The organism is Sphingobacterium sp. UBA2610 (assembly GCF_002339225.1).
Taxonomy (GTDB): domain Bacteria; phylum Bacteroidota; class Bacteroidia; order Sphingobacteriales; family Sphingobacteriaceae; genus Sphingobacterium; species Sphingobacterium multivorum.
In genome coordinates this window covers 1-11,851 of the sequence record NZ_DDKA01000003.1, presented here as the reverse complement: position 1 = coordinate 11,851, position 11,851 = coordinate 1, and the positions used below count along the sequence as shown (strand labels likewise).

Annotated in this window: 10 protein-coding genes and 1 pseudogene; 4 read left to right on the top strand and 7 right to left on the bottom strand. The window is 41.0% G+C overall.

Features of this window, described 5'->3' with window-relative positions:
- The 4 genes and pseudogenes from B4Z47_RS02805 to B4Z47_RS02790 all read right to left on the bottom strand — a co-directional run.
- Nucleotides 1-260: pseudogene (locus B4Z47_RS02805) on the bottom strand (IS110 family transposase); the annotation flags it as partial.
- 18 nt (nt 261-278) lie between these two features.
- Nucleotides 279-611 carry an IS110 family transposase gene (locus B4Z47_RS02800; RefSeq protein WP_070563628.1) on the bottom strand — a complete coding sequence of 111 codons (333 nt, stop codon included), beginning with the start codon at nt 609-611 and terminating at the stop codon, nt 279-281.
- A 381-nt stretch (nt 612-992) separates the two neighbouring features.
- The gene (locus B4Z47_RS02795; RefSeq protein WP_070566651.1) at nt 993-1,655 is read right to left on the bottom strand and encodes a hypothetical protein; all 663 of its coding nucleotides are present in this window, start codon (nt 1,653-1,655) and stop codon (nt 993-995) included.
- Nucleotides 1,656-1,700: 45 nt separating this feature from the next.
- Nucleotides 1,701-2,249: a hypothetical protein gene (locus B4Z47_RS02790; protein ID WP_070566649.1), complete on the bottom strand. Its 549-nt coding sequence runs from the start codon at nt 2,247-2,249 to the stop codon at nt 1,701-1,703.
- A gap of 612 nt (nt 2,250-2,861) precedes the next feature.
- Between B4Z47_RS02790 and B4Z47_RS02785 the strand changes: the two genes are divergently transcribed.
- The 4 genes from B4Z47_RS02785 (at nt 2,862) to B4Z47_RS02770 (ending at nt 10,001) form a co-directional block, all read left to right on the top strand.
- Nucleotides 2,862-3,236, top strand: coding sequence for a hypothetical protein (locus B4Z47_RS02785; RefSeq protein ID WP_070566647.1), 375 nt, complete (start codon nt 2,862-2,864; stop codon nt 3,234-3,236).
- Nucleotides 3,237-3,361: 125 nt separating this feature from the next.
- The gene (locus B4Z47_RS02780) at nt 3,362-5,404 is read left to right on the top strand and encodes a TlpA family protein disulfide reductase (RefSeq protein WP_286726735.1); all 2,043 of its coding nucleotides are present in this window, start codon (nt 3,362-3,364) and stop codon (nt 5,402-5,404) included.
- A 2-nt stretch (nt 5,405-5,406) separates the two neighbouring features.
- Nucleotides 5,407-8,628, top strand: a complete 3,222-nt coding sequence (locus tag B4Z47_RS02775; RefSeq protein WP_286726733.1) for a SusC/RagA family TonB-linked outer membrane protein — start codon at nt 5,407-5,409, stop codon at nt 8,626-8,628.
- An 11-nt stretch (nt 8,629-8,639) separates the two neighbouring features.
- Nucleotides 8,640-10,001, top strand: a complete 1,362-nt coding sequence (locus B4Z47_RS02770; protein ID WP_070567074.1) for a RagB/SusD family nutrient uptake outer membrane protein — start codon at nt 8,640-8,642, stop codon at nt 9,999-10,001.
- Nucleotides 10,002-10,077: 76 nt separating this feature from the next.
- On the opposite strand, the gene B4Z47_RS02765 is transcribed toward B4Z47_RS02770, so the two are convergent.
- From B4Z47_RS02765 to B4Z47_RS02755, 3 genes are all read right to left on the bottom strand, one after another.
- On the bottom strand, nt 10,078-10,443 hold the full coding sequence (locus B4Z47_RS02765; RefSeq protein WP_139145023.1) for a hypothetical protein: 366 nt from the start codon (nt 10,441-10,443) through the stop codon (nt 10,078-10,080).
- 26 nt (nt 10,444-10,469) lie between these two features.
- Nucleotides 10,470-11,186 carry a MauE/DoxX family redox-associated membrane protein gene (locus B4Z47_RS02760; RefSeq protein ID WP_175442016.1) on the bottom strand — a complete coding sequence of 239 codons (717 nt, stop codon included), beginning with the start codon at nt 11,184-11,186 and terminating at the stop codon, nt 10,470-10,472.
- Between the two features lie 427 nt (nt 11,187-11,613).
- The coding region (locus B4Z47_RS02755; protein WP_286726729.1) for a hypothetical protein at nt 11,614-11,851 on the bottom strand (238 nt) is incomplete at its 5' end.

Here is an 11,851-nt window from a genome sequence, read left to right as displayed (position 1 = left end):
AGTATTGGGGTAGTATGATAATTTGCCAATTTCTGAGGGTTGCGTTCCCCTTCCAAAATAGCTTCGATGATTGCTTTTCCAGAAAGACCAACTACATCCGCTAATACAGAATCTAAACGGACATTTGTAATACGAAGAGATTTTTGTATTTTATTGATATACCCAGAAGAATCCAGAATCAGGGAGCTACGATGTCGACAATATTGTCTGAGTGTTTCTGTGTATAGATCTGGAATAAAACTGCCTTCAAGCATTCCCATACTATGCAACTTTTGTATCTATTGACAATCCAGAACATCTGTCTTTTTCCCTTTTACATTTTTAGTAAATTTTCCATTGACCAATATTGGATTCAATCCATTAGCCTGAAGTAAGATAAACAGAGGTTTAAAATAACTACCTGTACTCTCAAGGGCAACTGTTGTGATATGATTGCTCTTTAGCCAGTCGCACAATTCCTGTAGATCTTTGGTGTAACAACCAAATTCCCGAACTCCATCCTCATTCTGGTTTACACATACAAAATGAGACTTACTGCCAACGTCAATCCCTGCGGCCATAGGATTAACAATAGGCATTTTTTCGTAATCGTTTACTTTAATTTTCCTCATAACTGTTAGTTTTTAAACAGATATCAACAGGTGGAGTTTTCAACTTTTATCTTTCTATACGGGATATAAATTCACCAATTATTGTTTCAGGCGCTCCTAGTGTAAGGAACTTCTCCAACCCAACCAGATTAATGTACGAACTTTTGATGTATCAGTTTTGGGAACCGGCCTTAGCTGATTTCTGCACCGGTAAATTTAACAGTTATTTTGCTTTTGTTAAAGGGAGGCCCCCTATCTCTTATTGATGTATCAGTTTTGGGAACCGGCCTTAGCTGATTTCTGCTCCGGTAAATTTAACAGTTATTTTGCTTTTGTTAAAGGGATGCCCCCTATCTCTTATTAATATATTTTTGTTGAGTTCTTGACCAATCTGTATCTAGTTTAAATATCCTCCTTATATAACAACCACTTCTCAGCTGTTTTAGGTAGTTTTCTGTATGGTAGTAGTTTTGGCTTTTTGCGTTTATTGGTCAGAGTTGTGATGGCGCGCGAAACAAGGATAGGACGGAAGGACTCAGGAAGTTGTATCTCTGCGGATTGAGCTTTCGCTAATAAGTCTTGGTATAGTTTATAACCTGTGATTCCCTCTTTAAAATAATCGTTCCTCAGCCAATCTTCTAGTATGCTTAAGACCAGATCCTGGTCTTCGGCAGAGACGTCATAATCTGGATCTACTGGAATGGAATAGGACTCGATCACGGTTGACTTTTTGTTAAAGCTACCCGTTCCTTTAAATTTAATGGTTTTCTTACCGGTCTTCTTATTTTCTATTTCTGTTTTCGTCGCATATATCTTAATTGTAGCCTCTTCAAAAGAGTCCTTGAAAAACATATCTTTGGGTACTTTTCCCAAGACCCGAACATAGAAATTAGTGTGATTGATATCGTAGGCAGCATCGGTCGTTAGGTCTTCATTTGCTTGGACCTCTTTGAGATCCTTGCCGATCAGAAATGCAAATTCCTCCTGTGTGTAGCCTTCGGCTTCACGGTGCATTCGAACTGTAGTATTGAGCTCGTAGGAAAGTGTAGGTATGGTAATCGGCATATAAAAATGATAGAACTCAAATTTAAGAAATAAAGAGCAAAAGACTCAATCCTCTTTCAATTCCATGTTGCGGATAAAGCGGATAAGTTTCTCTTTCTTTTCGTCAGCGTCATTCAGTTGAATTTTTAGTATTTTTCCCTCTATGTATAAACTTTCTAAAGAAGATGAAATATCTGAATCTGCTTTTTTGTCTTCTTCGGATAAAAAAGAGTTATAATAAGAGGTGATTTCAGCACGTAGACGCGGGGTATCAAAATAGCCATCCTGTATAAGTGAATTAAGTGCAGCTTTAATGCTCATCTTTTTCAGAATGGGTATTCTAGTTTTTTCTATTAGTTGATCATCATTTAGCAGTTTATTAGGTAAAATATCCTGCATAGTTAATCCGAAATGGTTTAAAGCTTTTTTCGTGAGCTCAGGAGAGTATTTCTCATTATTATATTCACTTTCAATACCGCCAACCCTTGTAGGATTTGTTTCGTCTGTAATAATCCGAGAAAACTCTCTTCCTGATATTTCCTCTTCAAGATAGAGAACTCTAAATGTGTCTATAATGTGTTGAGCAAACGCTGTAATTTTCCCTTTTGGTTTCATTACAGCTAATACCGTTAAAATTTACAAAATCAAATGTTATGTTAAATTTGCATTTTATTAAAAAAGTATTTATATTTGTTTTATTAATAGAAGATTTAAAGTCTTCATTGGTGTTTAAATTGAAAGTCTTGCGGCTATATTTTCTGAGGACGCAACGCAGGGCAGCAGTATAAACACTCACATTTTACTATTATGTGTATATTTGTACACATGTGGTAGATGTGGGTCTGCTGTAAACCCGTGTTGTGTAAAGCCTCAGAAACTTGTATATAGCCACGGTCTGCAGCCCCACATGTATCGCATCGCACTGCTGATCCACAAGACTCGTTACCAATAAAACGAGTTATGAACAAAAAACAACAATCAAAGAACATCATCACAGCCCCCGAGTAGCTCGGCTGGTTAGGCCAAATTAGATTTGGCTTCTCTTTGCCATGGACCACGTAACGCCAATATTATATACCTTGTGACCCCTCATTCAAACGTAGTCTGGCTCCCAATGAATTAATTATTACAAATGTGAACTGAGTAACATCAGGCTCCCAATAAAAAGCTGATTTCGATCGGAGAGGGGATGCTATGTACTTTCGGTTACGATTGACTTACTGAAAAATGAACAGGATTTTAGCGCTACAATTTGCTTTTGACTGGATGATTTATGATGTCCATAAGGTCGATTACACCCCTATAAAGGAGATTGAGGCATTCTGGAATCATTATGCCTTAGATGCAATTTCTGCTAATATTATCCAGCTATTGAGTACTTATCTTGATAGTGGCATAGGAGAAAATAGGCTCCTGAAAGATGAGGAAATGCAGGAATTTGCAACCGCATTGTATAGGGTGTTGATAGCTTATTGTATCGTCAATCATCGCCATATAGACCTGCGTAAAATGCAGCTGTCAGCAGAAGCTGAAGAGCGCATCGGAAAAGATCTAGAATTGAGCAAGAAAGTCGCTGAGTTTTTCAGTAGGTTATCGAAATAACCGCCAACAAAAAAATTATGAATATCCTACAATTACTAGCCTTTTTTAAGGGCTATATAACTTATATATTTCAAATACCTGTGAAGCACTACTTAAGCACAGATATAGTACTAATTACGCAAAATTTGCGTAAGAAAATTAGACAAGGAAAAATGTACTTTAAAGGTACTTCGATCCTGCTAAAAAAGCGCTGTAAAATTAGCGCTCAAAACCGAATAAAAAAAGCAGATTCTTCGAGCAGCCTTCGGGTTTTGTTTGAGGATCATTCGACACTGCGTCGTACCAACGTCGCCTCTTCTTCGGGAACGATTCGACTGTTGTTCGACTGCGCTTCGGGTACGAGTCGAAGCGTAGTCGAAGGCCTGCCGAAGCCCAGTCGAAGCGGTGCCGAACATGTCTCGAACATGTCCCGAAGAAGTCTCGAAGCTGAGCCGAAGGCTACCCGACAAAGGGGAGAGGTGTCACCTTCTTCGGACTTTCGCCTGATCAACTTCGCCCCAGCTTCTGCCTTTCATGCTATTGGCATCGAGTTTTCATCGGGATTTCATCGGGCTACACCGATAAAAACCCGATGCGGACTCGATGAAAATCCGATGAAATCTAAAAATTCGGCTGGAATTGCTCAAAAGATGGTCGAAGATTTTCAGCAGGTCGGAAATGCTAGATTGACTTATGAAGTAAAATCTGAACGATCTGTTTTAAGGTGTTTTAATTCGATCTGTGGGGTCTTAATGTATCGAGCTAATACTTTGCTTGTTTTGATGTATTTTGTTGCTCTGCGGGTTTTAAAATGCTTTTCATTTACTGAAGGTTATAAGTGCGCATATCGCATGGTCTTGAAGAACATAAGAGCTCTTGCCGCATTAGCTCTTATGTTTCATATGTTTAGTTTATCGGCTCAGACGCCCCGCAAGGACAGCGGGGCCGATGGGCTATCCGAGATCAAAGCGCTTGCAATAGGGGATACCATTCCTGAGAGCTTGTGGAATCTCGAAATGCCTGTTTTTAACGATAGCAAAGGTCGGTCAACAATTTCTCTTAGTGATTATAAAGATAATAAACTGATTATTGTAGATTTTTGGGCTACTTGGTGTACCAATTGCCTCGAAAGCTTTCCTAAATTGGATCAGTTGAAGGCCACTTTCAAAAGCGATTTTGACGTGCTGCTGGTCAACTGCAAACGAACGCGCGACGATCAGGCACGAATAGACAAGGTGCTCAAAAAATATAAAGATTCTTATCAGCTCAATGTTCAGTTTCCGTATCTCATCGGAGATACTGTATTCAATGCTCTATTTCCGCATCGTGGGATACCGCATGTCGTGTGGATCGGAAACGACCGTGTCGTCAAAGCAATTACGTACACAACCGAGCTTCAGGAGTCCAATGTCCGCCAGATTTTGGATGGCACGAAAGCGAATTTCTATATGAAGGACGATTTTAAGTATAAAGTCCAAGATAGTGTATCTACGGATACGCTCAAATTATTCTCCTCTTACCTGAGCAAACGTAGAGAGGGGATTCGGGAAATGGGGGTGCAGATAAAGGAAAGGGGGAAGGAAAAGGAATTTACATTTCTTAATACATCAGTGGCCATACGCATTTATGAATATCTCAGCGAATCAGGACATCGTATAGACCGTAACCTCTGGGTATTTGATAACAATGTGGGGAAAGAAATCCGTAGGAAACTCAAGACTCCTCAGCGCTACATGGATGAATATTGCTACTTTTTGCGTTACCCAAAGGATCGCTTAGATTTTGACCCGTACCGGAAAATGATCCATGATATTCAGGACAATTTTGGCGTCAGATGGGAAATCAGGAAAGAAGTGATCGACGTGTTGCGTATTGACTCTACGCCTAAAGTCTCACAATTCAAAACGAAGGGCCAAATACCTCTTGAAGCGCTTGATGCCTTGAATAACAAGAAGTTTTTTCAGAATTTGCCGCTCCGCAATAGCTTTCATGTGCTCTCTTGGTTGTTGAATAAACCTGTCTTGCTTGGCAATATTGAAACGATAAATGTCGATTTCGATCTACCGACAGATTTATTGGATTATACAGATGCACAGCTTTTGCAGTTGTTAGAGCAGCTTGGTGCAAAGATCACCATAGTGCCGCAGGAAGTGGAATATGTCTATTTCTCAGCAGATAGGGGGATATAGGCATGAAAACATTTTTATTAATGCTGTTATTCCTGATCATTTCAGGGGTAGCAAACTTCGCTATTGGACAGGATCTTATGTCTAAGATAGCGGGTAGGGTAATCAATAGCGAAAATAAAAAGCCTATTGAAGCTGCCTCGATTATCATTTTACGGGGCAATAGCAAAACAAAATCCGACCATGAAGGTCGGTTTTTGATCAGTGCAAATCATGGTGACAGTGTATTGGTTAGCCACATTGGCTATCATACGAAAACAATTTTATATAGATCTGGAACTTCAAGCCTGACGGTTATGTTGGTGCCTGTAGCTAATGTATTGGATGAAGTGATGGTCAGCTCAGGCTACCAGCAACTCCGTCCCAACGAAATGACAGGCTCTTTTCAGGTCTTGGATAAAAAGACACTTGACCAACAGGTGGGGATTAACATTCTTGACCGACTGAATAATCTGACCCCAGGATTCCGAAAGGGGACGTTCGAATTTCAGCCGAACCGCAATGAAAGGCTTAATATCTCGATTCGGGGACTTAGCACCATTGAGGCTTCTAAAGACCCCTTGATCGTACTTGATGGCTTTATTTATGAAGGAGATATCGATAACATCGATCCCAATAGTATTGCTTCTGTTACTGTGCTCAAGGATGCCGCAGCCACGTCAATATGGGGTGCCCGTGCGGGTAATGGTGTCATTGTACTAACCAGTATCAATGCTGCCAATAAATCGCAAAAGACAAGTGTCAGTATTTCGCATACCATCACGACTAAACGGATAACGGATTATAATAAGTTATATCAGCCAGCTAATTTGGACTATATCCAGGCCGAACAGGAGCTTTTCAATGCGGGCTACTATGACGGGAAGATCGAGCAGAGTCCATACCTCGCCCTAACGCCTGCAGCTGAAATTTTTCTGGCCCGTCGCAAGGGGCTGATTTCGGCGCAGGACTCTACAGTGATGATTGCCAAACTACTGACAATGGATGGTAAAGCTGCTTATAGGAATGCTTTTCTAAAGACTCCATTTTTACAGCAGTCTTTTGCAAATATCTCGGGGGCTTCTGACCTAATACGATATAATTTTGGGGTCGGCAATACGCTGGATCTTTCCGAAAATAAGGCTAAAGACAATAAGATCAATCTTTATCTGAACAATTCATTTCACTGGAATGATAAATTTGAGCTGAATCTCAACGTAAATTTCCTCACGCAGAAGCAGCGCAGCGGCACACCCGCATTTGACCTATTTAAATACGGCGGAAAGTATGTGCCATTTTTCGAATTTAGGAATGCTGAGGGTGAAGCATTGCCTTTTAATACAGGGTATCGAGGCAATTACCTCGATCAACTTTATGGGGACAAGCTGCTGGACTGGAATTATTATCCATTGCATGACTATGAGCTTGATCGCACGACAACACGGAAAAATGAACTGTATGCTATTGTGCAGGCTAAATATAATATAAGGCCTTATCTGTCAGCGAATCTATCTTACCAATATCAGACCCAGCGTAAAGCAACGGAAAGGATCGCACAGGTAGATAGTTATTATGCTCGGAATTTGATTAATATTTTTTCAAGTATTGACCCACAGTCGGGCTCGGTCGCACATCCGGTTCCTATGGGTGGAATCTATGACCTTAACAATGGGGATGTCAGTTCGTATACATGGAGGGGGCAGCTCAATTTTGACCGATCGTTCGGAGTTCATCATATCAATGCGATTTTAGGAGCTGAAATAAGAGAAGTATTATCAAAAGGTGCAACAAGTATTTCCTATGGTTATAGCGCTGATCCGATACGTACGAAAGTAGTAGATTACGCCAACTTTTATCCGACACTGCCTGCTGGAGGATTTTCCTCCATCCAGGGAAATGTTTCTCTGATGAAATCCGTGAATCGTTTTGTATCTCACTATGCAAATGTGGCCTATTTATATAAACAGCGCTATGGGCTCTCCGCCAGTATTCGTAAGGATGGAGCCAATGTTTTTGGTGTAAATACCAATGATAAGTATAATCCTTTCTGGTCAGTGGGTGCGAGCTGGCAGCTGAGCAAGGAAAAGTTTGCTGACTGGAAAGCGGTGAATGATCTGCAGCTCAGAGCTACTTATGGCTACAGTGGTAATATCGATCCTTCGCGAACACCCCTTCCTGTCACTGAAACAACCAGCGGACGGTATACCAATTATCCTGCTTTTGTGATCAGTACGTTGAATGATCCATCGTTGAGATGGGAAAAGGTGCGGACATTAAATTTGGGATTGCGGTTTGGACTGTTTAAAAGTAGAATAACGGGAAGCTTTGATTATTATGTGAAAAAGAGCACAGACCTCTATGGCAATTCATTGATCGATTACACCGTGTTTGGAAAGGCCAATACCACCGTGAAAAATAATGCGTCGATAAGAAGCCAGGGTGCGGAGTTGAACTTGACTGCCTTAGCGATCAGGACTCCGAATTTCAGCTGGCGGCCTGCCGTGCTTTTAAGCTTGAACAAAAATAAAGTGCTGGAATATTACAATAGGCAGTTTGGTCTGATCAATTTAGTGGGAAATGGCGCTAGTATTATACCAATAGTTGGTAGACCGCTCAATTCCATCGCTGCATTTAATTGGGGTGGCCTGAACGAACACGGCGATCCACAAGGGTTCTTGGTGGGTGAGCTGTCGACCGATTATCAAAAAATCAGAAATTCAACAGTAGGGGAAACAGGCGATAGTCAGACAATTGTATTTGTAGGCTCTTCTGTCCCACAGTTATTTGGAAATTTGATCAATACGTTTTCCTATAGGAATTTTGAACTATCATTTAACCTTTCCTTTAAAGCGAATTATTATTTCCGTAAGGAAGCAACCAACAGTGGCAACTTCTATACATATGGTAAAGCGTATTCAGATTACGATAGGAGATGGCAGTCTGCAGGGGACGAAAAATACACACAGGTGCCTCGGGTAAAGTATCCCATTGATGCCAATCGCGATGCTTTTTATCAGGGAAGCACAGTTAATGTGCTGAAAGGCGATCATGCTCGTTTGGAATATGTCAATCTCTCGTGGCGGAATCTGTGGCAGTTGGGCAGTAAAAAGTTAAATACCCGCTTGTTTCTCAATGCCAGTAATTTGGGATTGATCTGGAAAAGTAATAAAGAAGATGTTGATCCTGATTTTTCTGGGCGGTTAACACCTAATCCTACTTATTCCCTAGGGCTTAATGTCAATTTTTAAATAAAAAAATCATGAATATAAATGATAACCTAATCAAGATGTTGGCCGTTTTGCCGCTCTTGTTTTCTTTAATGTCATGTAGTAAGTTTTTAGAAGAGAAATCAAACTTTTCGCTTCAAAGTCCAAATACACTTGAAAGCCTACAAGGAATTTTGGATAATTCGATTGATATGAACATGAATGTTCCTGTGTTTGGTGATATTCATTCGGATGACTATTTCTTTACTGAAAAGGAATTTAATGCGGTGGATGATCAGTCCCGAGGATTTTATACTTGGGTAGGTTTTCCCTACAATTATCCCGATGATTGGGCGTTGATGTACGTCCCTGTTTATCAGGTTAACGTGGTGCTGGATGCATTGCCAAAGATTGAAGGGGTAAAAAGTGAAAAAGATAGGATAAAAGGAGCTGCACTGTTTTTTCGGGCTTATCAGTATCTGCAGGGAATGTGGATATTTGCCAAGCCCTGGGATCCGCAAACCTCAGATACTGATTTGGGAATTGTGTTGCGGCTGACCTCGGACCAGTCGGTACCTTCGAAACGCAGTACGGTATCAGCCTGTTACCGCCAGGTCATCGGGGATTTGGTAACAGCGGCAGGATTACTTCCTGATCTCGCTGAATCGCCTATGCGCCCCTCAAAAATAGCCTGCTATGGGGCATTGAGCAGAACTTATCTCTCTATTGGAAAGTACGATAGCGCATTTTATTATGCGGATAAGGTCTTAAAAGTTAAGAAAGACTTAATAGACTATAACGACTTTTCTTCCTCAGACCTATTGAAGCCTTATCCTTTATCTCGTTTGAATAAAGAGACGGTTTTTTATGCCCAGTTGACAACGTCGTATCCGAACCTCCATCCGAGTTATGGTCTGGTGGATACGATGCTGTATGCAAGTTATGCGGATAATGATATTCGGAAAATGCTGTTTTTTAAAGTTAGAAATGGGTACCGTAGTTTTAAAGGTAATTATACATCAGCTTTTAACCTATTCGGAGGTATGGCTACTGATGAGATGCTCTTGATACGGGCAGAGACCAGTATCCGACTGGGAAACGTCGAAAGTGGTTTGGATGACCTGAATACCTTACTGATGAAGCGAATTAAAAAGGGGAATTTCATCCCATACGTTGGATTTAATAAAGAGGACGCCCTCAAGTTGATAAAAAAAGAGCGGCGTAAAGAGCTGCTCATGCGTGGATTGCGATGGATGGATATAAAGCGTTACAACAAATATGATGGCGATAATATTAAGTTGATGCGGTATATAAGTGGAACCGAGTATGAGTTGGCACCGAATTCAAATCGATATGCTTTACCCTTGCCGACAGATATTATTCTTCTGACTGGGATGGAACAGAATCCCTTATAACATTTAATCGAATGCCCCGGAAGTTATCCCGGGGCATTCTTGCAGTATAAACATAGTTAAAACTGCATTTCCAAGCCTATAACTTATTAATTGGAGATATAGGTTGGCTACTAGGATTACTTGCCGCCGTATTTTTTGACGGAATGAATTGCGAACCAACTGCATTCGCATTCAGTGTAATCCTGCTCGGATTTAAAGAACGAGAACCAGGGGTACCCGTAAGATCAGAAGCGTCAGCCTCCATGGCGCATGCTGCATTATTTCCAGACCCGCAGTCTTCATCATTTGGCGTTTCGGTCCAAAGTGATTGATTTTGCACATCTGACGAAGAACTGGTGCTTCCATGGAAGTAGATAGTCACAGGATCTAATTTTTTTCCTGCATAAGCCTCAGCACCTTTAAATGCTGAGAATCCGATAATCATGGCTCCTCCTAATATCATGTAGCCATAATTGTTTAAAAATTTGGTTAGCATGTAGCTACCCTCCTTTCTGTCTTGCAAACCAATAATTGTTGAATAAGGTTGTTGGTCTGCAAACTTTTGGTAAATAATTGTCGGTACGGTCCTGTGTACCGATCGTATTTGGATGCCAGCAAACTTTTTATATTGCTGCTGGCGGTATTGGGGTCCCAGTAGTCGTAAATGCTGTCCGGTGTGTACCACATATCTTTTGACTTTGTGTAGTGGATATTCCAGTAGCTGATGGCTCCCATTGCCGGAAAGCCTACCAGGAATAATGCGATTGTTGTTCTGCCCGTCACAGTACGCTTGCTACATTTGATCACTGTACGGTGCAATAGCAATCCAATTATTGATAGGCCTAGGATAATGAGATTAAAGATCAAATGTGTTGTCCAGGAAATATTGCTGAGAAAGCTGGTACACATACAGGGTTTCTTGTCGTATACATGTAATACCCCCAGACCGATATAGATGCTAAAAACGATAATCAATAAGGTCGAAACTTTCCACCCCCAGGCAACTAGGCGTTGCGATGGCATGGCCAGCAATACGCCAACGCCGATTTCCATAAACGGAAGCAGCAAAAAAAGCACGGGAGCCAGATAACTGATTACCGGTTGCTGTTCAAGGGCAATCTTGAATGCCTCTAGCTGCCAGAGTTTTTCCATCCCCACATAGACCCAAAAAAGCACCATCGCTGCCCGAATGATCTTGTATATCATGTCTCTGGTTTTATTCCCTTCCATAACTTTAATTATTTGTATCATGGTATTTATTATTTCTTGTCATCGTTTTATTATTTTTCGCCGTTTCAAAAACAGGGCGCCGTACCTGCCCCTCCATATACGGTACAGCGGCCTGCCTGAGCGTCAGCTTCTACTTTCTCGTACGCTGTAAAACAAAGGTAGTATGGAAAATAGGCCGGCGCAGGTGTAGCGAAATGGTTAATTTGGAAAGTGCACCTGCCTCTATTGGATTTAAATAACGACTGGGATGTAATGAAGATGTAGTATGCGAAAAAAAGATCCGCAGAGGATTCTTGGTAAAACGGTCAGTTTTCGCATAATTAGGACTGTTTTTGATGGGTAGAATGAACACGTTTAGGAGGTGTAGCGGTGGCATACCCCCTGTTTTTTAAATTTTTATGTTTTATTTATTTAATTCAGGAAACTGTCTATTCAGTTCGTCAAGCATCGTATTCAATACCTTGCGGATACGGAGCGCTGTATGAAATTCGGCACTTTTGTCCATTCGGATCAGGCTATGTGCCGAAAGTAAGGTGCCTTCCCGCGTTTTGACAAGCCTGGAAAATACTTCGGCAACTTCTTTTTTCTCCGAAGACCACATAATATTCGCTTTGACAATTATATGCATCCAAAGTTTGAGC

Bases quoted from the DNA above. Each gene is read 5' to 3' on its own strand.
- B4Z47_RS02785 (WP_070566647.1), top strand. From the start codon at position 2,862: ATGAACAGGATTTTAGCGCTACAATTTGCTTTTGACTGGATGATTTAT.
- B4Z47_RS02760 (WP_175442016.1), bottom strand. From the start codon at position 11,186: ATGATATACAAGATCATTCGGGCAGCGATGGTGCTTTTTTGGGTCTAT.
- B4Z47_RS02790 (WP_070566649.1), bottom strand. From the start codon at position 2,249: ATGAAACCAAAAGGGAAAATTACAGCGTTTGCTCAACACATTATAGAC.
- B4Z47_RS02775 (WP_286726733.1), top strand. From the start codon at position 5,407: ATGAAAACATTTTTATTAATGCTGTTATTCCTGATCATTTCAGGGGTA.
- B4Z47_RS02795 (WP_070566651.1), bottom strand. From the start codon at position 1,655: ATGCCGATTACCATACCTACACTTTCCTACGAGCTCAATACTACAGTT.
- B4Z47_RS02765 (WP_139145023.1), bottom strand. From the start codon at position 10,443: ATGATATTAGGAGGAGCCATGATTATCGGATTCTCAGCATTTAAAGGT.
- B4Z47_RS02770 (WP_070567074.1), top strand. From the start codon at position 8,640: ATGAATATAAATGATAACCTAATCAAGATGTTGGCCGTTTTGCCGCTC.
- B4Z47_RS02800 (WP_070563628.1), bottom strand. From the start codon at position 611: ATGAGGAAAATTAAAGTAAACGATTACGAAAAAATGCCTATTGTTAAT.